Origin of the sequence: Bacillus sp. M6-12, from assembly GCF_002860285.1 — a bacterium.
Classification (GTDB): domain Bacteria; phylum Bacillota; class Bacilli; order Bacillales; family DSM-1321; genus Peribacillus.
The window spans coordinates 101891-126561 of sequence record NZ_PGVF01000020.1; the positions used below are offsets into that span (position 1 = coordinate 101891).

At 41.9% G+C, this 24671-nt stretch carries 23 protein-coding genes, 11 tRNA genes and 2 pseudogenes; 33 read left to right on the top strand and 3 right to left on the bottom strand.

All coding sequences use genetic code 11. The annotated features are described in order from the left end of the window. Positions 1–408: 408 nt before the first annotated feature. A pseudogene (locus CVD28_RS29385) lies at positions 409–996 on the top strand (protoglobin domain-containing protein); the annotation flags it as partial. A gap of 312 nt (positions 997–1308) precedes the next feature. Next, positions 1309–1809: pseudogene (locus CVD28_RS29390) on the top strand (methyl-accepting chemotaxis protein); the annotation flags it as partial. Positions 1810–2404: 595 nt separating this feature from the next. On the opposite strand, the gene CVD28_RS20525 reads toward CVD28_RS29390, so the two are convergent. Beyond that, positions 2405–3322 (bottom strand): diacylglycerol/lipid kinase family protein, encoded by a 918-nt coding sequence (locus tag CVD28_RS20525; protein ID WP_101595973.1) that lies wholly within the window; start codon positions 3320–3322, stop codon positions 2405–2407. 191 nt (positions 3323–3513) lie between these two features. Here CVD28_RS20525 and CVD28_RS20530 point away from each other — a divergent pair, with 191 nt between their 5' ends. From CVD28_RS20530 to CVD28_RS20555, 5 genes are all read left to right on the top strand, one after another. Next, positions 3514–4281, top strand: coding sequence for an alpha/beta hydrolase (locus CVD28_RS20530; protein ID WP_101595975.1), 768 nt, complete (start codon positions 3514–3516; stop codon positions 4279–4281). 652 nt (positions 4282–4933) lie between these two features. Continuing rightward, positions 4934–6394 carry a DEAD/DEAH box helicase gene (locus CVD28_RS20535; RefSeq protein ID WP_257985938.1) on the top strand — a complete coding sequence of 487 codons (1461 nt, stop codon included), beginning with the start codon at positions 4934–4936 and terminating at the stop codon, positions 6392–6394. 389 nt (positions 6395–6783) lie between these two features. Next, the gene (gene uvsE / locus CVD28_RS20545; RefSeq protein WP_101595981.1) at positions 6784–7755 is read left to right on the top strand and encodes a UV DNA damage repair endonuclease UvsE; all 972 of its coding nucleotides are present in this window, start codon (positions 6784–6786) and stop codon (positions 7753–7755) included. A 169-nt stretch (positions 7756–7924) separates the two neighbouring features. Beyond that, positions 7925–8398, top strand: coding sequence for a PH domain-containing protein (locus CVD28_RS20550; protein ID WP_101595983.1), 474 nt, complete (start codon positions 7925–7927; stop codon positions 8396–8398). Then, the gene (locus tag CVD28_RS20555; protein WP_101595986.1) at positions 8391–9848 is read left to right on the top strand and encodes a PH domain-containing protein; all 1458 of its coding nucleotides are present in this window, start codon (positions 8391–8393) and stop codon (positions 9846–9848) included. The genes CVD28_RS20550 and CVD28_RS20555 overlap by 8 nt, the downstream gene beginning before the upstream one ends. Positions 9849–9917: 69 nt before the next feature. Here the strand turns inward: CVD28_RS20555 and CVD28_RS20560 are convergent, their stop codons facing one another. Continuing rightward, entirely contained in the window at positions 9918–10520 is a 603-nt protein-coding gene (locus tag CVD28_RS20560) for a rhomboid family intramembrane serine protease (protein ID WP_101595989.1), read from the bottom strand. Between the two features lie 325 nt (positions 10521–10845). Between CVD28_RS20560 and acpS the strand changes: the two genes are divergently transcribed. The 14 genes from acpS to CVD28_RS20630 all read left to right on the top strand — a co-directional run bounded on the left by acpS (position 10846) and on the right by CVD28_RS20630 (position 22622). Beyond that, positions 10846–11202, top strand: coding sequence for a holo-ACP synthase (gene acpS, locus CVD28_RS20565; protein WP_101595991.1), 357 nt, complete (start codon positions 10846–10848; stop codon positions 11200–11202). 145 nt (positions 11203–11347) lie between these two features. Continuing rightward, positions 11348–12358: a LolA family protein gene (locus tag CVD28_RS20570; protein WP_101595994.1), complete on the top strand. Its 1011-nt coding sequence runs from the start codon at positions 11348–11350 to the stop codon at positions 12356–12358. Between the two features lie 421 nt (positions 12359–12779). Further along, entirely contained in the window at positions 12780–13955 is a 1176-nt protein-coding gene (gene alr / locus CVD28_RS20575; protein WP_101595997.1) for an alanine racemase, read from the top strand. Between the two features lie 140 nt (positions 13956–14095). Further along, a complete protein-coding gene (locus CVD28_RS20580; protein WP_101596000.1) occupies positions 14096–14377 on the top strand; it encodes a CopG family ribbon-helix-helix protein in 282 nt (93 codons plus the stop codon). 7 nt (positions 14378–14384) lie between these two features. Continuing rightward, entirely contained in the window at positions 14385–14735 is a 351-nt protein-coding gene (locus tag CVD28_RS20585; protein ID WP_101596052.1) for a type II toxin-antitoxin system PemK/MazF family toxin, read from the top strand. 753 nt (positions 14736–15488) lie between these two features. Next, positions 15489–16316 carry an RsbT co-antagonist protein RsbRA gene (locus tag CVD28_RS20590; RefSeq protein ID WP_101596003.1) on the top strand — a complete coding sequence of 276 codons (828 nt, stop codon included), beginning with the start codon at positions 15489–15491 and terminating at the stop codon, positions 16314–16316. Next, on the top strand, positions 16313–16675 hold the full coding sequence (locus CVD28_RS20595; RefSeq protein ID WP_180954253.1) for an STAS domain-containing protein: 363 nt from the start codon (positions 16313–16315) through the stop codon (positions 16673–16675). Before CVD28_RS20590 ends, CVD28_RS20595 begins: the two co-directional genes overlap by 4 nt. Positions 16676–16679: 4 nt before the next feature. Further along, positions 16680–17081, top strand: coding sequence for an anti-sigma regulatory factor (locus CVD28_RS20600; RefSeq protein ID WP_101596006.1), 402 nt, complete (start codon positions 16680–16682; stop codon positions 17079–17081). A gap of 12 nt (positions 17082–17093) precedes the next feature. After that, entirely contained in the window at positions 17094–18104 is a 1011-nt protein-coding gene (locus CVD28_RS20605) for a PP2C family protein-serine/threonine phosphatase (RefSeq protein ID WP_101596009.1), read from the top strand. 58 nt (positions 18105–18162) lie between these two features. After that, the gene (locus CVD28_RS20610) at positions 18163–18495 is read left to right on the top strand and encodes an anti-sigma factor antagonist (RefSeq protein WP_101596012.1); all 333 of its coding nucleotides are present in this window, start codon (positions 18163–18165) and stop codon (positions 18493–18495) included. After that, the gene (rsbW, locus tag CVD28_RS20615; protein WP_101596015.1) at positions 18492–18965 is read left to right on the top strand and encodes an anti-sigma B factor RsbW; all 474 of its coding nucleotides are present in this window, start codon (positions 18492–18494) and stop codon (positions 18963–18965) included. The genes CVD28_RS20610 and rsbW overlap by 4 nt, the downstream gene beginning before the upstream one ends. After that, on the top strand, positions 18943–19734 hold the full coding sequence (sigB, locus tag CVD28_RS20620; protein ID WP_101596017.1) for an RNA polymerase sigma factor SigB: 792 nt from the start codon (positions 18943–18945) through the stop codon (positions 19732–19734). The genes rsbW and sigB overlap by 23 nt, the downstream gene beginning before the upstream one ends. Then, on the top strand, positions 19731–20336 hold the full coding sequence (locus CVD28_RS20625; protein ID WP_101596020.1) for a SpoIIE family protein phosphatase: 606 nt from the start codon (positions 19731–19733) through the stop codon (positions 20334–20336). The genes sigB and CVD28_RS20625 overlap by 4 nt, the downstream gene beginning before the upstream one ends. Positions 20337–20450: 114 nt before the next feature. Next, the gene (locus tag CVD28_RS20630; protein ID WP_180954254.1) at positions 20451–22622 is read left to right on the top strand and encodes a Tex family protein; all 2172 of its coding nucleotides are present in this window, start codon (positions 20451–20453) and stop codon (positions 22620–22622) included. A 50-nt stretch (positions 22623–22672) separates the two neighbouring features. Here the strand turns inward: CVD28_RS20630 and cmpA are convergent, their stop codons facing one another. Then, entirely contained in the window at positions 22673–22780 is a 108-nt protein-coding gene (gene cmpA, locus CVD28_RS20635; RefSeq protein ID WP_101596026.1) for a cortex morphogenetic protein CmpA, read from the bottom strand. An 85-nt stretch (positions 22781–22865) separates the two neighbouring features. Between cmpA and CVD28_RS20640 the strand changes: the two genes are divergently transcribed. From CVD28_RS20640 to CVD28_RS20695, 12 genes are all read left to right on the top strand, one after another. Beyond that, complete coding sequence (locus CVD28_RS20640; protein ID WP_101596028.1) at positions 22866–23336, top strand: SprT family protein; 471 nt, start codon at positions 22866–22868, stop codon at positions 23334–23336. Between the two features lie 142 nt (positions 23337–23478). Beyond that, positions 23479–23553: transfer RNA gene (locus tag CVD28_RS20645), tRNA-Asn, on the top strand. A 4-nt stretch (positions 23554–23557) separates the two neighbouring features. Then, positions 23558–23648, top strand: a tRNA-Ser gene (locus CVD28_RS20650). A 24-nt stretch (positions 23649–23672) separates the two neighbouring features. Next, positions 23673–23747 (top strand) — tRNA-Glu (locus CVD28_RS20655). Between the two features lie 22 nt (positions 23748–23769). Next, positions 23770–23845 (top strand) — tRNA-Asp (locus CVD28_RS20660). A 74-nt stretch (positions 23846–23919) separates the two neighbouring features. After that, positions 23920–23994, top strand: a tRNA-Gln gene (locus CVD28_RS20665). Positions 23995–23997: 3 nt separating this feature from the next. Next, positions 23998–24073: transfer RNA gene (locus CVD28_RS20670), tRNA-Lys, on the top strand. 15 nt (positions 24074–24088) lie between these two features. Continuing rightward, positions 24089–24173: transfer RNA gene (locus CVD28_RS20675), tRNA-Leu, on the top strand. Between the two features lie 54 nt (positions 24174–24227). Continuing rightward, positions 24228–24313, top strand: a tRNA-Leu gene (locus CVD28_RS20680). Positions 24314–24322: 9 nt separating this feature from the next. After that, a tRNA-Arg gene (locus tag CVD28_RS20685) sits at positions 24323–24399 on the top strand. Between the two features lie 6 nt (positions 24400–24405). Continuing rightward, a tRNA-Pro gene (locus tag CVD28_RS20690) sits at positions 24406–24482 on the top strand. Between the two features lie 25 nt (positions 24483–24507). Then, positions 24508–24581 (top strand) — tRNA-Gly (locus CVD28_RS20695). The last annotated feature ends 90 nt before the right edge of the window (positions 24582–24671 follow it).

The following is a 24671-nucleotide window of genomic DNA, read 5'->3' on the forward strand; positions in this document are numbered from 1 at the left end:
GGGTATTTCTGTCTCTGTTTGGTCAACAAAACAAGGAAGCATGATTATTGATGGAGAAAAATCCTGCTGGCTTGAGTGAAGAAAGTCATCTTTTAATAGTGACAAATTACCTATACATTTGGACAGTCTCAGATAGTAATAGACGAACTTTGTCGCATAAAGGATGATTAATGGTAAGAAGCTTCATAAATTCTCCTCTTGCCTTATTGTTTAATCAATTAGGTACAGTTTACTTGCCGGTTTCAAGCAAATCACTTTATTCTAGAATACTCCATTAATGGGAGCAAAAGATTTTATTTCTAAATAATTCATAATTTTGTTAGATAATTTCCAAATTTACTGTTCGCTTTTCCAGTATACTTGAGGCAACATGCAGGTAAAAAGACTCATTTTCAAGGGGGAAGTTAAATGGGTGGCTGTCCATTTAAAGGGTTGCTTGGTAATCAGGCTGGAGCGATAGGCAGGTTCAAGAAAAAGGAAGTGAACCAGGCAGCAGAAAGGACAAAAGAGACAGAATTAAAGTCCTCCACGTTCCGGGAGCTGCTAAAAGGGAATGAATCGGTCCAGTTAAGATTTGTGGGCCTTGAAGAAGAAGATATTGTGAATTTAATGCAGCTTCAACCAGTTATTGAGAAAAATGCTGTGTCCATTGTAGAGGCCTTTTATTCGAGGCTCCAGGAAATACCGGCATTAACCCAAATCATCCTTGATAATTCCACCATCGACAGGCTGAAATTAACATTAAAAAAGTATTTGCTTGATATGTTTTCCGGAGAAATTAATCGGGATTATGTGATACGGCGCAAAATCATTGGGAACGTCCATAATAGGATTGGTTTGTTTCCAGAGTGGTATATTGGAGCTTTTACACTGATTCAAAATGAAATGCTGCTGGTTTTAACAAAGGAGCTTGATTCTTGGGAAGAGGTAACCAAGTGTTTTATCTCCTTCCAAAAACTCTGTTCCTTTGATATGCAGATCGCGATTGAAACTTATATTGAATCCTATACGTCCTCAATGATGAAATTAAATGAAATTGAAGAACTGCAGTTCCGGCTGAATGATTCAGCCTCAATGCTGGCAGCAAGCGCACAGCAAACAACCTCTGTAATTGCGGGTAAAGAGGTTCAGGTACAAACTATGCTCGAGGAAATTGAATCTATTCAGGAGTCTTCAAGCCACATGATCAAGCAGGTTGAAGAAGGCAAGCTGAATGTCTCATCCTCTTTGACGAAGGTCGACGGCGTCGTGAATATAATTGAAAAAACAAAGAACCTGACACATGAACTAAGCGAGAGCTCTGCGAAAATTGGTCAGGTGGTACGGACTATAAGGGGCATATCTAATCAGACGAATATATTGTCTCTAAACGCAGCGATTGAGGCAGCCCGTGCTGGCGAGCATGGAAGGGGTTTTTCGATTGTGGCCCAGGAAGTCAGGAAGCTGGCCCGCCAGACGGAGAATGCACTCGATCACATCCAAAGCCAAATTTCATCTGTTCAGGAAACCATTGAAAAATTCGAGAAAAGCTTTCAGATTATAGTAGGAGAAACGAGCCTGTTCAAAGAAATCAACAAGAATATTATTGAAATCCTGGATAACTCGGTGAATAGCGTTAAAACCAGTGATTCCAGAATTGGAACTTTCGGTTCTACAGTCGATGATTTCAAAACAACATTTGAAGAAATAACAAAAGCTTCCTTTCAAATTGCTGAAATGGCGGAGCAGCTTAGTTATTTAAATAATGAACTAACAGATAAATTCAAGGGACCCGAGGTGACCTATGAAGCAGCTTCATTTAAAGTTTGAAGGAAGAAGTTTTTCATCAGTCCAGGAAATTGCAGAAGTACTTATGAACGAAATAAATGATTTCTTAAGATGAAACCGGGAATTTTGCAGAAGTAGATTTTAAGAAAGATGATAATGTTATTAAAACTAGATCGCATATTTTTTAGCATAGGGAAAAAGGTCTTCGCTGCAATGTTAGTTTCACGCAGCAAAGTGCGTCTGGCTATGAGGAAGTGCCAATGTCTGTGTTAGGATCAGAAGGAGTGAATAACTCCTGCAGCAAAACCGGGTATTAGAAGCGGAACTTGCAAAAGGCTGCTGCGCTTCCGCAGAGGGGAGACTAGAACTGGAATAAGTTTCCTTATCATATGGCTTCATCCAATGTCTGAAAGAGTGAAAATCAAGGTTACTAATCCTGCCGAATCAGTCAGGAGGATACTGCTAATCTGCCAAGCTGGACCAATTTGTAACTATCGAGTAATAAAGCGCCTGCCTCCATCAACACTTCAGAAGGGAGGCAGGATTATCTATTGTAAAGGAAATTCAGGAAAGCTCGTTTGCAGTCTTGCTGAGTGAATAATGTGAATAACATCATCGGCTAGAGGTTAAAGCAGACTTATTCTTCTTCATTATTTTGCCTGCCGAGGCTAGATGGCGGGACAAAGACAGATAAATGGTTCCTTAGAACATTGGCCTGAATCGGCAAAAGCATTCCTTCATCACCATCAATATTAACGGCTAATTCTTCAGATGAGGATATGGACGAGACAGAGGTCTTAATGTACTCAACTTGGTCATTGTATTTCAGCTCACCCTTAAGCAGGCTAGGGATAATTTTGAAGATTTTTGGGATCGAAATTTCTTTAATGATAAAGATATGGAGTTTTCCGTCATTTACTTCGGCGTTGGGCTCCAGTGACTCAAAGCCGCCGACAGAGTTAGTTAGGGCAGCGATCATTAAATACGCTTTTCCTTCCCAGGCGCCGCTGTCATGTTCAATTCTCAATACAAATGGAGTTTTTTTGATAAGGGCTTTTACACCCTCAATTAAGTAAGCGATTGGACCAAGTTTAGTTTTTTGTTCAACAGTCACATTGTAAGATGCTTCCGCTATTGCCCCGACCGCCAATACATTCATGAAATATCCGTTATTTATTTTTCCGATATCAACCATCTTTGTAGTTTGACTGGCTAACATTTCAATGGCTTCCATAGGATTCAATGGAATATGCAGTGCCCGGGCAAAATCATTAATGGTTCCAAACGGGATGATTCCCAGTCTAGGGATAAAGTCTATTTCACCAAATCCATTAATCGTTTCGCTTATTGTTCCATCTCCGCCCATTGATATAACCGAATCATATCTATGGAGGCATGCCTCCTTTGCGTAGAAAATGGCATCTCCCTCTTTCTGTGTTTCCTTAATGGTTAGCTCCTTATAAAAAGGCTGTAATACCTCTTGAAGCCGGGGTAAATATTCCCGGGATTTTTCTTTTCCTGAAGATGGGTTGAGAATAATCATTGCTTTTTTCATTGACTGCTGCCTCCGTAGAAAAGGTCTCTATTACGAAGGTACCTCTTTTCCAGGTTCATTAAACAAAGTTTTCTTTGTGATCATTTGTCCCTTAACAGATTGAATATAGAAAATGACTCTGTTTTTGTTTTCTGGCTGGGCCTCAGGGGTATAATATATTACCAGATATAGTCGATAAATGGGGGATGAAAATGAATGGCTGTTTGTGTATCCATGGGTTTACCGGCTCCCCTTTTGAGGTTCAGCCACTAGCGGAATACCTGAAGGACCATACAGACTGGAAAATTGTTGTACCCACTCTTCCGGGTCACGAGGAAAAAGGGTCGTTAAAAGGAATTAATTACACTGAATGGATTGATTGTGCGGAACTCGCCCTGCAGTCATTACTAAAGGAATGTAATACAGTTTATGTAATAGGGTTTTCGATGGGGGGGATAATAGCCTGCTATCTGGCTGCAAAATATCCCGTAAAGAAGCTGGTGCTTTTAAGTGCGGCTGCCCGGTACATAAATTCCCGGCAGCTTGCCTTGGACTCCGTAGAAATGGTACGGGATGCCTGGAGAGGCAATCTCGGAAAAAATGAACTGTATTTGCGTTATAAAAACAAAATGGTAAAGACACCTATTTCAGCTGCTTATCAATTTAGGCTGCTTGTAGCAGCAAACCGCCGGGTTTTTCAGGATATTAAGATTCCTACCTTTATCGCTCAAGGCAAAAAGGATGGCATTGTACCTCCTAGAAGTGCACTTTTTTTATTCGAAAAAATTAATGCGCCAGAAAAGGAGCTGCGAATTGTAGAAGAGGCGAAACATTTAATTTGTCACTGTGAGGAAAAGAGAAGCCTTTTTAAAGAAATTCTTGAATTCTTGCACCGTTCTAATGAATGGTCGAGAGCAGAAGGGGCAATGGACAACAAGCTCACGTGTGAGGCACTGCATCATGCGGGACCATTAGAGTAAACAATTGAATGGGGAGACGAGGTCTGGGGAATACTGTAAGCAGGCAAGTCATGATTACAGCAGAAAAAACGGCGAGAATCGCACAATGAAAAGTTTTCCTTTATTGCATTAGGTTTGTTAAAATGGTAACATACTTGATATGGCAAAATTGCCAAAGCTTGATATTCCCAGAGTATACTGGCACAAGCAGGAACAAATAAATGTTCCACCATGTCTTTTGAAAGAGATTTCCGTTACATTCACAGCTTTAATTTGGATAAATTACTTTCGGATAAAATAGGCCGCGTGTCTTGAACAATATAATCTGCTCGTAAGCAGTATTTATTTTGACTATAGGAAGTGTGGATTTTTTGCTGGGGATTTCACTCAGCTTTACAGGGCCTATTTTGTGTATGAAAAAGCTTGGCGCTGGCCAAGTTTTATTTGTGCAGTCAGGTAGTGTAGCCTGGCTACGTTAGGAACTTTGGCGCAGCGGCCTTTAGGCGCTGCATGGGTGGTACCACTAACGGGTAACCCAAGAGGCTGAAGCTTTTTATCAGAGAAGGGGCAGCAGTCCTCCTGATCAAGTTTCGCTTTATTCATAAGGCGCATAATGAGAAAGCTTTTTCTAAAGATAAACACAATAATTTTATTTAAAAGGAGTAGGTATAATTTGGCATTATTCAGCGAATTAGGACTTGACAGGTCATCTATGAAATCAATTGAAAAAATGGGGTTTGAGGAAGCAACTCCAATACAGGCCCAAACCATTCCGCTTGCGCTTGAAGGATCAGATATTATTGGACAGGCACAAACAGGAACTGGTAAAACAGCAGCATTCGGTATTCCGTTAATGGAAAAGATCGATATCAAAGCTGACCATGTTCAAGGAATCGTTATTGCGCCTACACGCGAATTGGCTATTCAGGTTTCTGAAGAGCTATTTAAGCTTGGCTACGGAAAGCGTGCTCGCGTACTTGCAGTATATGGCGGACAGGATATTGACCGTCAAATCCGTGCTTTAAAGAAAAAACCTCATATCATTGTTGGGACTCCTGGAAGACTCATTGACCATATCAACCGTAAAAACATTCGTTTGGGTGAAGTATCAACAGTTGTTTTGGATGAAGCAGATGAAATGCTGAATATGGGCTTCATTGAGGACATTGAATCAATTCTTTCAAATGTTCCGGCAGAAAGACAAACTCTCCTTTTCTCTGCTACAATGCCTGACCCAATCCGTAAAATTGCTGAAAAGTTTATGAAAGAACCTAAGCTTGTTAAAGTAAAAGCCAAGGAAATGACTGTATCAAGCATTGAACAATATTATTTAGAGCTTCGTGAAGGTGAAAAGTTCGATACCCTTGCGCGCTTGCTTGATATTCAAACTCCTGAGCTTGCGATTGTATTCGGCCGTACAAAGAGAAGGGTTGATGAGCTATCATCGGCACTTAATATCCGAGGCTACATGGCTGAAGGGATTCATGGTGACCTAAGCCAGGCTAAGCGTTTGTCTGTTTTAAAGAAATTTAAAGAAGGCAGCATTGATGTGCTTGTCGCAACAGACGTAGCTGCCCGCGGACTTGATATTTCAGGCGTTACACACGTATACAACTTTGATATCCCGCAGGACCCAGAAAGCTATGTTCACCGTATTGGACGTACAGGAAGAGCGGGGAAAAAGGGTATGGCAGTCACATTCGTTACTCCAAGGGAAAGAGGCCAGCTTTATGCGGTTGAAAATACAACCAAGAAGCGTATGATTAAGATGAAAGCTCCAACCTTGAGTGAGGCTTTGGAAGGGCAGCAAAAGGCTGTTACTGACAGAATTATCTCTACTGTGGAACAGGAAGATTTAAGCTTATATACTTCTACAGCTGAAGAGCTATTACAGAAGTATTCCGCAAGCGACCTGGTTGCATCTGTCCTTAAATTGCTGACAAAAGAGCCGGATAGCACGCCAGTGAAATTGACAGAGGAAGCTCCAATGCCAATGAGAAGGGACCGCAACAGGTCTTCGTCTTCATCCAATCGTCAGCGCAATGGACGAAGCACATCTCCTCAGGGCCGTAAGGATTATGGAAATAAGAGAAGCCGCAGTACGGGCCAAAGAAGAGAAAGAACAAGTAAATAATCAGTATGTTACTAGAGCCTCTCATGCACATGCATGAGGGGCTTTTACTTTTAATAAGGAAAGCTGGTAAACGAGCCTCGCTCTAGTGGCGGTTCGGGAGCCTCCTCAGCGCTTAGCGCCAGGGGGTCTCCCTGTGACCTGCTCTATCAGTGGATAAACACCGCACGAAGGAAATGCAAAGCATTTCCGAGGAGTCTTGCGCCTTCCGCCCCAATCAGCGGTTGGCAGATGCAGGGGATTTAAGTGACACCACTGGGGCATTTTTCTGGCATCGTTATGATTAAACCGGATAAAGAGCCTTACTCTGTCCCTTAAAGCAGCTTGCGCTTTTTTTTCATGAGGATGAGGTCTAATTTTTAGGGGAAACTCCTTATGAGGAGGCGGGAAAGATGACTTTAGTCCGTCTTGGATATGTAGCAATGAGTATGAATGTGAAAAATAGCTCTCCTTCCCAAATGATGACGTACGCACAATTCTCCAAGCTTAGGGACCGGGAAGCAGCAATAAGTAAACTCGAAAGGATAGCGGTCTCAAATGCATCGAACTGTCTTCGGCTCTTGAGGCATAATGAAGCTCATGGCATTGATTTCTTTCGGTTGAGCTCCAAATTGATTCCTATGGCTAATCACCCGGATCTTCCTGATTGGAATTATATTAAGCCGCTTAAAGGTATACTTAGCGAAATAGGAACTTATTTAGATAAACATCCTGACATGCGTATTGATTTTCATCCAGATCACTTTGTTGTCCTGAATACCAAAAATACAGATGCTTTTCAGGTTTCGCTAAAAACCTTGCAGATGCATAAAGCGCTGCTTAAGGGAATGGGAATTAAACCAGAGCATCGCTGTGTTTTGCATGTAGGCGGCGGCTATAACGACAAAGAACAGGCACTGGAGCAATTTATTCATAATTGGGGGCTTGTACCTGTATCTCTTCAGAGGTTAATAATGCTTGAAAATGATGATACTACATTTACTCTTAAAGATACTCTTTATCTTTGTGAAAAACTTGGGATTCCTTTAGTGTTTGATTACCACCATCACCTGGCAAACTTTGAGGACGGTACAAATTGGGAAGAAGAATGGATCCGTGTAATAGAGACTTGGGGGGATTCTCCGCTTCCCTTAAAAATGCACATTTCAAGCCCGAGATCCCAAAAGGAGTTTAGGGCACATGCCGATTTTATTGAAATAAAATCCTTTATGGAATTCATAAACCAAATTAAGGGGACTGTTCCTCAAATAGATATTATGATCGAGGCGAAACAGAAGGATAATGCGCTATTTGCCTTAATGGAAGGCTTACGCAAAGATCCAGGGATTGAAACTGTCGGAGGAGCAAGCTTTCTAATTAAATGAGAAGAATGAAGCCAGGTAAAAGCCTGGCTTTATTTTGATTAGTATTCAGCCTGAAGACTGAATTTTTCATTGAATTTGTTAAAAACTTATTGTCCTCAGTATTTGCTAAATTCATAATGTAGTATAATTTGTTAGGGCTGGCAGATTATTGATGAAGGGAAGCTGAATATTGGAGCTGAAGAACAGAATTTCAAATAGAGCGCTGAAAGTATGGCGCATAACTGGATTGTTAAGTTCTTTGTTTGGATGGATTATTACAATAGCTGTGGCAGTTTTAACTTATATTTTTGACTGGCCAGATTGGATTTTAGCGGGTATTGTGATCATCTCTGTAATAGATACCTATTTATTTATTTTTCTTATTCCTTCTGTAAGATGGAAAAGATGGAGATATGAAGTAAGGGAATCGGAAATTGAGATACAAAGCGGATTTTTTGTTATTAAGCGAACCCTTGTACCTATGACCCGCGTACAGCACGTTGATACTAAACAGGGACCCATATTAAGAAGGTACGGGCTGGCTACTGTAGAAATTTCAACGGCTGCCACTTCTCATCAAATTCCGGCACTGGATACAACAGAAGCAGATAGCATGAGATTCTTTATATCAAGATTGGCAAGAGTGGAGGAAGAGGATGTCTGAGCAAAAAAGACTCCATCCAATTGCAGCTGTCTCTAATTCATTGCGTACATTAAAGGAAGCAATATTCCCCCTTGTTATTTTCTTTGTGTTTGGAGGGAACCGGGATTCCAAATGGGACATTATAGAACTATACCTGGCTCCTGCTATCCTCCTCTTCATCCTTATCTTTGGAATTCTTTCTTGGATGAGATTTACCTACTGGATTGAAGATGGAGAGCTTCGGATTGAGTCAGGAGTGTTTATTAAAAAGAAACGGTACATACGATTTGAACGTATTCAAAGCATTGACGTATCGGAAGGGATCTTGCAGCGCCTATTTGGCTTGGTGAAGCTAAAGGCGGAAACTGCAGGTTCAAGCGGAGCAGATCAAGCCGATGCTGTTTTAACTGCAATCACCAAACAAGAAGCGGACAAAATTATGCTTCTTTTATCTGAAGAAAAGAAAAGAAGGTTAGCGGATCAGAATATTGATGATAGATGTGATAACGAATTAAACGCTGAATTCCCCGAGCAGGTTTTTCAAATGCCGTTTAAGGAACTATTTTTAATGGCGGCCACTTCCGGGGGAGTGGGAGTTGTTTTCTCAGGTGCGATGGCCCTGTTCAGTCAGTTTGAGGAAATGATTCCGTATAAGAGAATTTTCAAAGGGGTAGAGCAGTTTGTCCAGACGGGAGTCTTTTTTATTATTCTCGCTGTTATCATAGGGCTATTGATAGCGTATATAATCGCAACGGCCGGTATCATAATGAAATATGCATTTTTCACTGTAAAAAAAACAGAGGATGAACTCATTATTTCCAGAGGGCTGATGGAGAGAAGGCAGCTGACGATCCCGCTTCATAAAATTCAAGGGATCAGAATTACCGAAAATGCCATTCGTCAGCCACTTGGGTTTGCCAGTGTGATAGTGGAATATGCAGGCGGATCTGTGATGGATAAGGAAAGTACGCAGGTAATGCTTTTCCCGTTGATTAAAAAAACCAGAATTCCTTTGCTTTTGATGGAGTTTGTTCCAGAGTTTGAAATTGGCGGGAAAATGATGCCGATTCCCAAGCGCTCCTTTTCCCGTTATCTATTCAGGTATTGGTTAACCGCACTTCCAGTTGTAGTGGGCTGTCTTCTGTTTCTAAGACCGTGGGGTTTTGCGGCCATTATTCTCTTGCCGCTGAGTGCAGGATGGGCTTATCTTTGTTACCGTTCAGGAGGCTGGTGTATTACCGGTGATCAGCTTCTTTTACGATACCGTTTTTTATCACAGGAAACGTTATTTGTTAAAAAAAGGCGAATTCAGTCCCTGGCTTCTAACATTAGCTGGTTCCAAAGGAGGAAACAGCTCGCTACCATTTCTGCGACCATTAAATCCGGAATGGGACCGCGGATGGGAAAAGTTGTAGACTTAGAGCTTCAGGACGCAGAAAATATTAAGCAATGGTTTTCGAAAAAAGGATGAAACAAAAACCTTGTCAGCGCTGACAAGGTTTTTGTATACACAGAGCTTCCAAGATATACTGTAAAGATACTAATTCTGTTTGTTTTTTACTGCATATAGGATGGCGGGAGCGAGCAGTAATCCGGCTGCAAGGCCCCCGAGGTGGCCAAGAACGTTTATTTGCGGCTGGATGAACGTCATGATCAGTCCCACGACAACAAGCGTGAGAATCGTTTGGGAGTTTTGTCTGGAAAGATGCTCTTTTTTGAACAAAGCGAGAAAGAGGAAAAAGCCAAGAATGCCATAAATCGCCCCGCTTGCCCCAACATGCGTAAACGTCAGGGGCTGGATCAGGTATGTGGCAGCATTGGCGGCCAGTCCGGAAGACAGAAAAAACAAGGGAAACAAGAAGCTGCCAATCATTCTCTCAAGTGCAGGGCCAAATATAACAAGAGAAAAAGCATTAAATAAAAGGTGGCTAAAAGAGCTGTGGACAAAAATAGGTGTAATCAGCCGCCAGTATTCCCCCTCTGAAATATACAAATTGACGCCCGCAAGCTTTTCAAAGAAAAAGTGGCCGGGTAAGAACCAAGAAGAGGTCAGCAAAAAGCCAATAAGACTAAGAGCGACAAAAATAGTAACGGCCGGATAGAATTTAATAAATTGCTGAAATGACTCTGTCCTAGTAAACAAAAAGATCACCCCTTTTAACAGAAAAAGTGTATAACAACAATACCGATAACTCTTTATTAAAAAGTAAAATATAACTGTTTTAATATTAACAGATGTCTATCACCAGCGCCCAGCAACTGTTTTTCCGCAGGAAAATAAAGCCCCGACGCACAGGAAAAGGAATCCTGCGGCAGCGATATATCGTCGAAGTTTGCCAAAGGATGAAGGTTGTAACAGTATTTAAGTTACACACTGGCATTTTAGCCATTCTTCCTCTGCCAGGGAGCTTGCGCATTTCTTTTAATAAGCTATATGCGATAAAAATTAAGTTAGAAGGTTGAGCGAGATGATAAAAGGAATTGGAATGGATATTCTTGAAATGAAACGTATGGAGACGCTGATTAAACGGCAGCCAAGGTTTGCTGATAAAATCCTGACTGTGAATGAACTTGAAAAATATCTTCAGCTTAGTGATGGAAGAAAGGTAGAATTTCTTGCTGGAAGATTTGCGGCCAAGGAGGCCTTTTCTAAGGCGTTCGGTACAGGAATCGGGTCAGAGGTGTCGTTCCTCGATATTGAAATTTGCACAGACAGCAAAGGAAAGCCGTATGTGTTAAAGCCCTTCTCAAAAGGAGTCCATCTTACGATTACCCACAGCAGGGAATATGCTGCCGCCCAGGTTATCATAGAAGAAATTGAATAAGTGCCATAATTTCTAAAAAAGCTTGTCATCCCCCGGACATATTTGTCCAGGCTGCCTCATATAATCATAGTGCTATAGGGAGACAGGCCCGGTGAAGTACCACCCTCTCCCTTTTACGTTCAAATGACAAAAAGGGGATGAAGAGATGAAAAAGTTTTTGGTGCTTTTTGCGGGTATTCTAATGGTGCTTGCACTTGCAGCCTGTGGACAAAAATCGCAGGAAGATGTTGTGAGTGCCCTTGATGAAAAGCTATCTGAGATGAAGGGATATAAAGCGAATGCTAAAATGACCCTTAAAATGGGTACAGACCCGCAGGTATATGACGTGGAAATCTGGCATAAGGATCCTCAGTTTTACCGAGTCAACCTGAAAAATGCCCAAAAGGATCAAAGTCAGATGATTCTGCGCAATGAAGAAGGGGTTTATGTATTGACTCCAGCCCTAAACAAAAGCTTCAAATTTGAAAGCGAGTGGCCGGAAAACAGCAGTCAGGCTTATTTGTATGAATCTTTGGCGCAGGATATCATTGATGATAAGGGGTTAATTTTTAAGGCAACTGAGAAGCATTATGTATTTGAAACAAAAACGCGTTACCAGAATAACAAAATGCTTCCAGTCCAGGAAATTACTCTGAATAAAAAAGATTTATCCCCGGTAAGTGTGAAGGTGATGGACACAGATCGGAATGCATTGGTTACAGTGGAGTTTTCAAACGTTAAATTTAATTCTTCCTTTGATAAAGATGCATTTGATATGAAGAAGAACATGACAGGAGCTCAGCTTGAAGTACCGGTAATGGGAAAGGTTAAGGATGAAGGTTTTTCAGTTAAGTATCCAGTCGCTGAGCTGAAAGGCGTAAAGCTGACAGAAGAGAAGGAAATGAAATTCGATGGCGGCAAACGATTTGTTTTAACGTATGAAGGAGAAAAGAATTATACTCTTGTCCAGGAAAAGGCCGAAGTTGTTGAAACAGCACTTGTGCCTGCTGCTGTAAAGGGTAATCCGGTCGATTTAGGCTATACAATCGGTGCGCTGTCTGACAGGACTATTAGCTGGACCTATGAAGGCGTTGATTATACGATTGCATCTGAGGATTTAACCCCGGAAGAAATGGTTATGGTAGCTCGTTCTGTGCAGGGGATGCCGGTAAAGTAGGATAATGTATTAAAAAGTTAAGAAAATATAATTTTTTAACAAGTAAAGATGTTAGCTTCAGCGCCCGGCCCCGACGCACACGAAGTGCTAGTACCGGCTCCGCCGCAGGACGAGGGCTGTAACATGGTTTATGTTACAAAACTGGCGGTCTAATCCGTTCTTCCTTTTGCCAGGGCGCTTGCGCTTTTAAGAAAATACAACCCAGCGGGCCCTGTCATAAGGTGAAGACAGGGCTCTTTTTAAAGGATAAAATATACTAACATGCAGCGAAATGAAGCCTTTCACTTTTGCAGGCCTCTGACTTAATAATCGATGCAAGAGGGGTATCTATTAACTTTTATTGCAAATATTAAACATGCTCTCCCTTCCTCTTAGGAATTATGTTTATAATAGAAAACATAAATAAGTTTTTGGTAAAAGGATGTGCTATGAGTTGGAGTCGGAGACATTTCATAGAGATACTTGGGCAGAGATAAATTTAGACCATATAACTCATAATATTGTAATGATGAGAAAGCATCTTCCTGCAGCAAAGCGGCTAATAGCTGTTGTGAAAGCAAATGCATATGGACATGGAGATTTTCAGGTTGCCTCTGCGGCGCTCGCAGCTGGAGCTGAATCTTTGGCTGTTGCCATCCTGGATGAGGCTTTAGCTTTAAGGAATAAAGGCATGGAAGTTCCGATATTGGTTTTGGGAGCGATCAGGCCAGAAGATGCTCCGCTGGCTGCTAAAAATAATATTGCGATTACAGTATTCCGGACAGATTGGATCGTTCAGGCAGAGGAGTTCTTAAAAAGCACGAATCATGTATTAAAGGTTCATATTAAATGTGATACAGGTATGGGCAGGCTTGGTGTGCGAACTAAAGAGGAACTTTCTGAAACAGAAAAAATGCTGGATAGAAGTGAGTTTTTTTATATAGAAGGGATATATACCCATTTTGCTACCGCGGACGAGCTTGATGTTAGCTATTATTCCAGCCAAGTAAGCAAGTTCAAGGAAATGCTGAGGTGCCTGGATCGATTGCCAGATCTGATCCATGCTGAAAACAGTGCGGCGGCCCTGAGGTTTGATGATCCGGATCTAAATGCTGTGAGAATGGGGATCTCAATGTATGGGCTGTCTCCTTCAGAGGATATAAAGGGGCTTCTCCCGTTTCCGTTAAAGCAGGCTTTGTCTCTTAAAACAAAGCTTGTTCATGTTAAGCAAATCGAGGCAGGCGATAGTGTAAGCTATGGTGCAGCATATACTGCACAACAGCAAGAGTGGGTCGGTACGCTTCCAATCGGATATGCAGATGGCTGGACCCGGAAACTCCAAGGCCAAGAAGTTATTGCGGGCGGGAGGCGGGTGCCTATAGTCGGAAGGGTTTGTATGGATCAATGCATGATTCTCCTTCCAAAAGAGCTGCCTGTTGGAACAGAGGTAACTTTAATTGGCGGAGCCGGCGATTTATTTATCTCAGCTGATGATATAGCAGACAAAATTGGTACGATAAATTACGAAGTTGTTTGTATGCTTTCAGAACGCATACCGCGTATATATGTCAGGAATGGTGAGTTTACAGATTTACGGAATAGAATTTTATCAAGTTAATTCGAGCTATGCATAAAAATAAACATTTTAGGCTGATAATAGGACGTAGATTAGAATATACTCTTTGCATATGGATTTTTTAATGGTAATATGTAAAAGGGAAGATATAAGGTGTGTAGTGATGGTGGAGGTGTATGTTTGTGTCTGAATCCAGCGCAACAAGAGAGATATTGATTCGTTTACCTCAAAATTTCTTATCCGAGTTAGATGGTTATGTAAGAGAAGAAAATGTAAATCGCAGCGAATTTATTTATCGCGCGACTAAAATGTATCTTCGCGAACGTAAAAAAAGAGAATTTCGCGAATCGATGAAACGCGGCTATATTGAAATGGCAGCCATAAACCTTACGATTGCTTCTGAAGCCTTCCTTGCAGAGTATGAGGCTGACACTAGCGTTGAACGATTAGTCAGCGGAGGGTAAACCCTTGATTGTTGTTAAGCGTGGTGACGTATACTTCGCAGACCTGTCCCCGGTCGTGGGTTCGGAGCAAGGTGGAACCCGTCCGGTGCTGATTATTCAGAATGATATCGGTAACCGTTTTAGCCCGACTGTTATTGTAGCGGCAATTACTGCGCAGATTCAAAAAGCAAAACTGCCTACCCATGTGGAAATTAATGCGAAAAAATACGGATTTGAGCGTGACTCCGTCATTCTTTTAGAACAAATACGTACCATTGATAAGCAGCGCTTAACAGACAAGATCACCCATCTTGATGACGTTATGATGCAAAGGGTGCAGGAAGCACTGCAAATCAGTTTAGGACTCATAGAGTTTTAAAGTTTATTAACAGGCATTCCGTATGGGATGCTCATATTACAATATATCTGCCCACTTTCTGATGATCAAGGATCAACAGCAGCTCTGGCTTTATGCCAGGGCTTTTTTGTTGTTTAGGAAAATGGGTGAAATTTCAGAGTAGCGGATGACGAAAGTAGTGTTTCTATCTATAGCTCCAGCGCCCAGCCCAAAGTACGGGACAAGGAGGCTACGGCAAGCTAATACATCGCACGATACAAAGCGTCCGCTTTGTGAAGACGTGCTAGTACCGGCATCGCCGCAGGATTCGGCGATGCCGGCCTCGAGTGTCGTACCCGAGTGCCGTTACAACCTTTTGTTGCGATCAAGTACCATCGCAACCTTGGTCATAAACCAATCACTTCGGAAGGCAAAAAAGCGCCTTCCGTAAGCGTTTGTCTTATCCTTGTCAGGGCTAGCCGGGGCGCTTCCGTTTTTGTTCTTGCCACTTTCTGAGAATAACGGAATGGATAAAAAATAAGGCTGATAATAAAGGAAAATCAATATCATTTGACGAAATTATGAACAAAACATTATAGTGAGAAAGTAGACATATGTAAATATATTAATTCATTTTTGCTGAATTTTTATCAGTTTTTATCTAATATTAAATTCATGCTCGAATTATTTATTAAAATAGCTGACTTAATATTGTGATAGATAGCGTTGAATAAAGTATGGTTCTGAATAAGGTTGCATGAAGGCGAATTTTTGCCTAAAGAACGGGAGGAACTTATGGATAAATTGGTTTATAACTATATAAAGAAAAATCAGCCGGACATTCTTGCGAATTGGATGGAACGGATGAGAGAGAAAGCTGATGAAAGGCTGATAAAGCAAGTATCCGATCAAATGTTCACTCGGACCAGCAACGAGTTTATTGATATGATAGTAACTAACGTCGAACGAAACCACGAAGAGTTTATTTCTAAGCTGTCTGATTTCGCTGAAAAAGTGGTTCGCCTAGGCTGGCCGCTTACTTTTGTAAGTGAAGGGCTGCAGGAATTTAATAGGATTGTATTTGAGGGTATGAAAGATAAGGGTATTATCACTCCAGAAAATCAAATGGATATCGTTTATGATTTCGATAGATGGTCTACTCCTATGAGCAACGAAATTGTCCATATCTATTCTCAAACCTGGGAGCGTACAGTTTCCCTTCAAAAAATTGCCCTTCAAGAATTGTCAGCTCCATTAATTCCTGTATTGGAGAAAATCACGGTTATGCCTTTGGTTGGCACGATTGATACGGAAAGGGCGAAACAAATCATGGAAAACCTGCTAACGGGAGTAGTGAAGCACCGTTCAGAGGTTGTTTTGATAGATATTACCGGTGTTCCCGTTGTCGATACAATGGTAGCCCATCATATTATTCAGGCAGCGGAGGCAGTCCGGTTAGTCGGTGCAAAATGCATGCTTTGCGGTATTCGCCCGGAGATTGCCCAGACCATTGTAAATCTGGGGATTAATCTAAATGAAATTATTACAAAAAATTCTTTAAAAAAAGGAATTGAAGCAGCACTCGAAATTACAAACCGCAAAATTGTGGAGGTAGAAGAATGAACGTGAGAATCCCGATTTTAAAACTTTATGATTGTTTGTTAGTGTCTATTCAGTGGGAGCTTGATGATGCCACAGCTCTTCAATTCCAGGAAGATTTACTTCATAAAATTCATGAAACTAGTGCAAACGGTGTTGTCATCGATTTAACATCCATTGATTTTATTGATTCATTCATTGCGAAGGTTCTGGGTGATGTCATCAGTATGTCTAAGTTAATGGGAGCGAAAGTTGTAATTACAGGTATCCAGCCTGCTGTGGCCATTACATTGATCGAGCTTGGAATTACGCTTGAGGATGTCCTGACAGCACTAGATTTAGAAAAGGGCTTGGAGAAATTACAACAGGAATTGGGGGAATAATTTTATGGAATTCCAATCCTGTGTAAAAATCATTAACGAATGGGACATTGTGGCAGCCCGCCAATTAGGCAGGAACGTCGCAAAAGAGCTTGGCTTTGGTTCGGTTGACCAAGCAAGAATTACCACTGCCATTAGCGAGCTGGCGAGAAACATATATTTATATGCCGGCCAGGGCAAGGTATGTATAGAAAAGGTATATGAAGGCAATAAAGCAGGGTTAAAAATTATTGCTACTGATGAAGGTCCCGGAATTCCGGATATCCGGAAGGTCATGGAAGACGGATATACCACTTCAGGAGGATTAGGAGCAGGCCTCCCTGGAGTAAAACGGCTGATGGATGAATTTGATATTGATTCTGTACCCGGGAAAGGGACTGATATAAAAGCAACAAAATGGCTCCGTTAGGAGGGATAGGCAATGGATTTTCGAGAGACCATGGAAGAAAAGTACCGTGAAGCTCTCTCCACATATTTAAGAAAACAGACGGAGAATGCGTTATATCAGGGGCAAAAGTTAAGCAGAAAAACAATTGAATATAAAGTTTCACCGGAGGAAATAATCAGTCTCCATAAAAGCATTTTATTGGACATTTATCCAGAAACACCGGACATGGTGATCCATTCTCTAGATTTCTTATTAGAGGTAATGATAGGGTACGGAATCGCCTACCGGGAGCACCAAAGCTTGCGCCATAAACAGCAGGAGCTGAAATCAGAATTAGAAATAGCGACCAATGTCCAGCATATGCTGCTTGATACAAAGGTTCCGAATTATGAAGGTATGGAAATCGGAGTTATCAGTGTCCCGGCAAGGCATATGAATGGAGACTACTATCATTTTGTCCAAGACGAAAATGAGTGTATCGGTGTTGCTATTGCCGATGTGATTGGTAAGGGGATTCCAGCCGCGCTTTGCATGTCTATGATTAAGTATGCTATGGACAGCCTGCCGGAAAACCGCAATGCACCAAGCTATGTTCTCGAAAGCTTGAATCGTGTTGTAGAACAAAATGTGGATCCTAGTATGTTCATTACAATGTTTTACGGACTTTATAATCCTCATAACCATGTTTTTTCTTATGCTTCTGCGGGGCATGAACCTGGTTTCTATTATGAAGCGGCTTCGGGGGAGTTCCGTGATTTAGATGCGAAAGGTTTGCTGCTGGGCGTCAGCAAGAAAACAAAATATCAGGCCTATGAGAAAAAAGTTGAACCGGGGGATATGATTATCCTTCTTTCGGACGGTGTTACAGAATGCAGGACGGACGATGGCTTTATAGAGAGAGATACGTTGATTCAGTATATTCAAAATAATATTCACTTAAAAGCTCAGGAAATAGTAAATAATATCTATAAGCAGCTCGAGAAGCTCCAGCATTTCCAATTGAGGGATGATTTTACACTGATTATTCTAAAGAGGGAAGTTTAGTTCCATGGAGCGGCGGGTATATATTGAGAGCAATTAATTTATAAGGTGGGTCTCTTGAATGAATATTAGTATTGATGTTAAAGATATAAATTCCCGAATTGAAGTAGCTGTCAAAGGGGAAATTGACGCGTATACCGCACCAAAACTGAGAGAAACGATTTTTCCTTTGTCTGAAAAGGAAAATGTGAATATGGTTATAGATTTAAAGGAAGTTGCCTACATGGACAGCACGGGGCTGGGTGTCTTTGTCGGTTTGTTTAAGAGTATACGCTCCCATGAGGGCGAGTTTCAGCTTGTCGGGTTATCCGAACGATTGCGCCGTCTATTTGATATTACCGGTTTGGCGGATATTATTGATATTAAAAGTGATACAGAGGGTGGGTTAGAATGAGTCAATATTACGATTACATCGAAATGAAGATACCTGCAAAACCGGAGTTTATCGGGGTTATCCGTTTAACTCTCTCTGGAATCTCAAGCCGAATGGGCTTCTCATACGACGATATTGAGGATTTGAAGATTGCAACGAGTGAAGCTTGTACAAATGCTGTCCAGCATGCATATAAGGATAATGAAAACGGCGAAGTGAAAATTGGCTTTGGATTATATAAGGACCGCCTCGAGGTAATGGTGGCGGACAATGGACAAAGCTGTAACTTTGATGAGGTGCGCCAGGGTCTTGGACCTTATGGGAATGCCCAAAGTGTGGAATCTTTACGAGAGGGAGGCTTAGGCCTGTATTTGATTGAATCCCTTATGGATGAAGTAAAAATTCACCAGAATGAAGGGGTTACCCTATTCATGACCAAGTTTCTAGAAGGAGAGCAGGTGGAGATGGATGCAGAAACAATCTCAACCTAACCAGGCAGCAAGGGAAAAGGTTAATGATTGGATTAAAGCTTTCCAGGAGCATCAGGATGAGGAAGCCCAAAATCAATTGGTCCTTCACTATCAGAGTTTAGTGGAAACCATCTCAAGAAAATATTCCAAAGGAAAATCCTACCATGAAGATATCATCCAAGTTGGGATGATTGGCCTTCTAGGGGCAATCCGCCGCTATGATGAATCATTCGGAAAAAGCTTTGAAGCTTTCGCGGTACCAACAATCATTGGAGAAATCAAGCGTTTTCTGCGGGATAAAACATGGAGCGTTCATGTACCAAGACGAATTAAGGAGCTTGGTCCTAAAATAAAGACAACAGTGGAGGAACTTACCACTACGCTGCATCGTTCTCCAAAAATTGAAGAAATAGCCCAGCATCTTGAAGTGTCCGAGGAAGAAGTGCTGGAAGCAATGGAAATGGGCAAGAGCTATCAGGCTCTATCCGTTGACCACTCCATTGAAGCAGATTCTGACGGTGGAACTGTTACCCTTCTTGATATTTTCGGAAATGTGGATGAGGGCTTTGAAAGAGTAAACCAGCGCCTTGTTCTGGAAAAGGTACTCCATGTGTTAAGTGATCGGGAAAAGAAAATTATTCAGTTTACCTATTTGGAAAATCTCAGCCAGAAAGAAGCCGGTGAAAAACTTGGGATTTCTCAAATGCATGTTTCCCGACTTCAAAGACGGGCAATTAAAAAGCTCCAGGAAGCAATTAATGCTGAAAATAACTCGGAGTACATTCGATGATAAAAGAAATATTGCGGAATGAAAGAATTGAGGTTATTGCTTCACAGACTTCCAAAGATGATATGCCCTATTGTGGTGATGGTTATTTCTTCGTTTCCACAGAAGAATATTTTCTTTGTATACTTGCAGACGGCTTAGGAAGCGGCCAGTATGCCTATGAGTCCTCCCACGCCGTTACTGAAATAGTAAAGGAGCACCATTCTGAGTCGGTAGAAGTCCTGATGGAAATCTGCAATGGTGCATTAGTAAATAAACGCGGTGCGGCAGTCTCTATTTTAAAGGTTTATTTTGATACTAAGCAGTTTGTATACAGCTCGGTAGGTAATATTCGGTTCTTTCTCTATAATCCTGTTTCGGACAAGCTTGTCTATCCGCTGCCTGTTACAGGATATCTATCAGGAAGGGTGCAAAAATACCATACCCAAAGGTTTGATTATGAACCCCAAGCGAAATTTATCCTGCATTCCGATGGCTTGCAGCTTCAGGGGGCTAAATCTGCTCTTAAGTCTTATCGTTATCTGGAGCAAAATGCGCGTATGATAATGGAAAGAGATATGATGAAATCAGACGATACAACATTAATCATAGGAGGCCTGCTATAAGCACGGGCTCTTTTTTTTGCCTAAAATACAATTGTAATATGGATTCGATTCCTTCCTGCACTTTTGATAGACTAAGGAGAGGAAATAATAATCGTTTGGAGGAAAATGGTAACCATGGCAGAGGAGCAGTTAAAGCTATTGATTCGAAAAATTTCATCTGAACTGAGCTTAAAGAGGGACCAGGTACAGAATGTTATTCAACTTTTACAAGACGGAAACACCGTTCCGTTCATAGCGCGTTATCGGAAAGAATTAACCGGCTCACTGGATGAAGTTCAAATTAGAGACATAATGGATCGCTGGAATTACCTTGAAAATCTGGAAAGCAGGAAAGAGGAAGTGCGCCGGCTTATTGGAGAACAAGGTAAATTAACAGAAGAGCTGACAGCCCAGATACATAAAGCCGAGAAGCTCCAAATTCTTGAAGACATATACCGGCCATATAAGCAAAAAAGGAGAACAAAGGCTACGGTCGCTAAAGAGAAGGGTCTTGAACCTTTTTCTGAGTGGATTATGGCGTTTCCAGCCCATGGAAGCTTGGAGTCAGAAGCGGCTAAATATCTGTCAGAGGAAAAAGAATTACATACAATTGAAGACGTTATTGCAGGGGCAAAGGATATTATCGCCGAACAAATCTCAGATGACGCGGGTCTGAGACAGTGGATAAGGACTGAGGTATATAAAAACGGAAAAATTATTTCACAGGCAAAAAACGAAGAAAAGGACGAGAAAAAAGTTTTCGAAATGTATTTCGAGTACGAAGAGCCTGTTCAGAAAATCGTCCCTCACCGGATCCTTGCCCTTAATAGAGGAGAGAAGGAAGAAATTCTCCGTATTTCAATTATCCCTAACACAGAAAGTATTCTTTCCTACATAGAACGCAAGGTAATAAAGCGCCCTCATTCTGTTGTTAGTGAGCTTGTGGGGCAGGCTGCAGAGGATGCTTTTAAGAGGCTTATTATGCCATCCATAGAGAGGGAAATAAGAAAAGAGCTAACAGAAAAAGCGGAAGATCGGGCAATCCATATTTTTTCTGAAAATCTTCGTAACTTGCTTCTTCAGCCGCCGTTAAAGGGGAAGGTCGTACTTGCGGTTGACCCTGCTTACCGTACAGGCTGCAAACTAGCTGTCGTGGATGATACCGGAAAAGTAATGGAGATAAGTGTTATTTATCCTCATCCCCCTGTATCCAAAAAGGAAGCAGCCAGGGATAAGATGGTTGAGCTGCTTCGAAAACATAAAGTTGAGGTTGTTGCCATTGGAAACGGAACGGCTTCAAGGGAGACGGAGCAATTTGTGACCGAAACTCTGAAAAATCTTGAAGAACAGATATTCTATCTCATTGTCAACGAAGCAGGTGCGAGCGTTTACTCTGCGTCTGATATAGCCAGAGAGGAATTTCCTAATCTCCAGGTCGAAGAACGGAGTGCTGTCTCAATCGGGAGGCGGCTTCAGGATCCACTTGCAGAACTGGTGAAAATTGATCCAAAGTCGGTAGGTGTAGGACAATATCAGCATGATGTATCTCAGAAGAAACTGTCAGAATCGCTTTCATTTGTAGTTGAAACAGCGGTTAACCAAGTGGGGGTAAATGTAAATACAGCTTCCTCATCCCTGCTTCAATACGTAGCAGGCCTTTCAAAGACGGTAGCCCAAAACATCGTAAAGAAACGCGAAGAAGAGGGGCGGTTTTCCAGCAGGAAACAACTGAAAGGAATCCCGAGACTAGGCTCCAAAACATACGAACAATGCATTGGGTTTCTTAGAATCAGCCAGGGCGAGGAACCTCTTGACCAAACTTCCATTCATCCGGAAAACTATGATAGAGCTAAGGCGCTGTTAAAAAGGGTCGGCCTAACCACAACAGATTTAGGAACAGAAGCAATGAAGGAAGCCCTCTCAAAGCTGCCGATCGGTGAAACTGCAGTTGAATTAGGGATCGGTGAAGTAACTTATAAAGATATAGTAGAAGCATTGACACGGCCAGGAAGAGACCCCCGTGATGAATTAGCCAAGCCTCTCTTGAAGCAGGATATTTTAAAGCTTGAGGATTTAACGAGCGGAATGGAATTGCAGGGAACGGTACGAAATGTAGTTGATTTTGGCGCGTTTATTGATATTGGAGTTAAACAAGATGGCCTTGTTCATATTTCAAAGCTTAGCAGGAATTTCGTAAAGCATCCATTGGACGTAGTTTCAGTTGGGGATGTGGTCACTGTGTGGGTAGATCATGTAGACATGAAAAAACAAAGGGTTGCCCTCACCATGCTTTCACCCCAATCATAGGCTGAAAAACCTTGCTCTGAAGGTGGGGAGCAGGGTTTTTCGTGTGATAATTACATTCTTTTTTGATAAAAAAACCAGCATTGGTTAAGAAGTCTGATTTGGTGCCGGTCCTTGTCATAATAAGCCCTCATCATTTGGTTCTGAAACCATGTCGGCATGTTAAAAACCCCCATAGAGGATGTATTGGTTTAATAAGTCTATGTTATAATAGGTTGTCATGTTCCAGTGAGGGGGGCGCATTTAATGGAAAATCATCAATTGCAGCAGCTTACTGAAGAAATATCAATTAAATACTTCAAGCGCCTTTTTCGGCATCATGCTATTTTTAATCCGCGCCTCCGTTCTACAGGAGGGAGATACCTGCTTAGTTCCCATAATATAGAGATAAATAAAAAATATTATGATGAACTGGGGATGGACGAGTTAGTCGGCATTATTAAACATGAGCTATGCCACTACCACCTCCATCTTGAGAATAAGGGTTATAAACACAGAGACCACGATTTCAAAGAATTGATGAAACAAGTAGGTGCTCCAAGATTCTGTAATACGCTCACTTCATTTAAAGCCAGAAAACCTCGAGCGGTATGGGTTTACCAGTGTTCATCTTGCGGCCAGCAATTTACAAGGAAAAGAAGGATCAATACAGCCAAGTATGTATGCGGCAGATGTAAGGGGAAACTTGTCCTTTTGGATCGATTGACACCTAATTAATCTTGTGTTAATCTCTAAAAGCACCTCAAATACCATGAAAAGTTTCCGTGATTTTAAAAAACATGTTGACTTTGGGTGAGATGCTATATATAATCTAAAGAGTCTATGAGAGATATTCTTGATTAGATTCACTTGAAATTATTCCGCAGTAGCTCAGTGGTAGAGCATTCGGCTGTTAACCGAACGGTCGTAGGTTCGAGTCCTACCTGCGGAGCCATTTTGGGGAAGTACTCAAGAGGCTGAAGAGGCGCCCCTGCTAAGGGTGTAGGTCGGGTAACCGGCGCGAGGGTTCAAATCCCTCCTTCTCCGCCATATTTTGATAGCAGTTGTATGTTAGGCCCCTTGGTCAAGCGGTTAAGACACCGCCCTTTCACGGCGGTAACACGGGTTCGAATCCCGTAGGGGTCACCATTTTATTTTTTCTTATTTTTCTGGTCCCGTGGTGTAGCGGTTAACATGCCTGCCTGTCACGCAGGAGATCGCGGGTTCGATTCCCGTCGGGACCGCCATTATTTTTTTTGTGAATTACCTTGCTTTTATATAGAAAGCATGCTAATATGTATTTCTGTTCATGAAATATCAATGGGCTATAGCCAAGCGGTAAGGCAACGGACTTTGACTCCGTCATGCGTTGGTTCGAATCCAGCTAGCCCAGCCATACGAGCCATTAGCTCAGTCGGTAGAGCATCTGACTTTTAATCAGAGGGTCGAAGGTTCGAGTCCTTCATGGCTCACCATTAAATATTATCTATGCGGGTGTGGCGGAATTGGCAGACGCACCAGACTTAGGATCTGGCGCCGCAAGGCGTGGGGGTTCAAGTCCCTTCACCCGCACCATTAATTACCAGTTGATTTTGCTGAGTAATTTGGTATAATAATATTTGTCGCTTCGCGGTCGTGGCGGAATGGCAGACGCGCTAGGTTGAGGGCCTAGTGGGGGCAACCCCGTGGAGGTTCAAGTCCTCTCGGCCGCACCAAATAAATATGCGCCCGTAGCTCAATTGGATAGAGCGTCTGACTACGGATCAGAAGGTTATGGGTTCGACTCCTTTCGGGCGCGCCATATTTACGGGAAGTAGCTCAGCTTGGTAGAGCACTTGGTTTGGGACCAAGGGGTCGCAGGTTCGAATCCTGTCTTCCCGACCATCCCAACAATATCAAAATTTAATTTGCGGGTGTAGTTTAATGGTAAAACCTCAGCCTTCCAAGCTGATGTCGTGAGTTCGATTCTCATCACCCGCTCCAAAAATATTATTGACAAACATAATTAAGTTTGTTAGTATATAAAAGTCGCTTCTGAAAAGAAGTGAAGCTTGAAATTGCTCTTTGAAAACT

What these genes read in the sequence shown, in the direction of transcription:
- CVD28_RS20525 (WP_101595973.1), bottom strand. Translation starts at nt 3,322, where the DNA reads ATGAAAAAAGCAATGATTATTCTCAACCCATCTTCAGGAAAAGAAAAA.
- CVD28_RS20530 (WP_101595975.1), top strand. Translation starts at nt 3,514, where the DNA reads ATGAATGGCTGTTTGTGTATCCATGGGTTTACCGGCTCCCCTTTTGAG.
- uvsE (WP_101595981.1), top strand. Translation starts at nt 6,784, where the DNA reads ATGACTTTAGTCCGTCTTGGATATGTAGCAATGAGTATGAATGTGAAA.
- CVD28_RS20555 (WP_101595986.1), top strand. Translation starts at nt 8,391, where the DNA reads ATGTCTGAGCAAAAAAGACTCCATCCAATTGCAGCTGTCTCTAATTCA.
- acpS (WP_101595991.1), top strand. Translation starts at nt 10,846, where the DNA reads ATGATAAAAGGAATTGGAATGGATATTCTTGAAATGAAACGTATGGAG.
- CVD28_RS20570 (WP_101595994.1), top strand. Translation starts at nt 11,348, where the DNA reads ATGAAAAAGTTTTTGGTGCTTTTTGCGGGTATTCTAATGGTGCTTGCA.
- alr (WP_101595997.1), top strand. Translation starts at nt 12,780, where the DNA reads ATGTGCTATGAGTTGGAGTCGGAGACATTTCATAGAGATACTTGGGCA.
- CVD28_RS20590 (WP_101596003.1), top strand. Translation starts at nt 15,489, where the DNA reads ATGGATAAATTGGTTTATAACTATATAAAGAAAAATCAGCCGGACATT.
- CVD28_RS20595 (WP_180954253.1), top strand. Translation starts at nt 16,313, where the DNA reads ATGAACGTGAGAATCCCGATTTTAAAACTTTATGATTGTTTGTTAGTG.
- CVD28_RS20600 (WP_101596006.1), top strand. Translation starts at nt 16,680, where the DNA reads ATGGAATTCCAATCCTGTGTAAAAATCATTAACGAATGGGACATTGTG.
- CVD28_RS20605 (WP_101596009.1), top strand. Translation starts at nt 17,094, where the DNA reads ATGGATTTTCGAGAGACCATGGAAGAAAAGTACCGTGAAGCTCTCTCC.
- CVD28_RS20610 (WP_101596012.1), top strand. Translation starts at nt 18,163, where the DNA reads ATGAATATTAGTATTGATGTTAAAGATATAAATTCCCGAATTGAAGTA.
- rsbW (WP_101596015.1), top strand. Translation starts at nt 18,492, where the DNA reads ATGAGTCAATATTACGATTACATCGAAATGAAGATACCTGCAAAACCG.
- sigB (WP_101596017.1), top strand. Translation starts at nt 18,943, where the DNA reads ATGCAGAAACAATCTCAACCTAACCAGGCAGCAAGGGAAAAGGTTAAT.
- CVD28_RS20625 (WP_101596020.1), top strand. Translation starts at nt 19,731, where the DNA reads ATGATAAAAGAAATATTGCGGAATGAAAGAATTGAGGTTATTGCTTCA.
- CVD28_RS20630 (WP_180954254.1), top strand. Translation starts at nt 20,451, where the DNA reads ATGGCAGAGGAGCAGTTAAAGCTATTGATTCGAAAAATTTCATCTGAA.
- cmpA (WP_101596026.1), bottom strand. Translation starts at nt 22,780, where the DNA reads ATGCCGACATGGTTTCAGAACCAAATGATGAGGGCTTATTATGACAAG.
- CVD28_RS20640 (WP_101596028.1), top strand. Translation starts at nt 22,866, where the DNA reads ATGGAAAATCATCAATTGCAGCAGCTTACTGAAGAAATATCAATTAAA.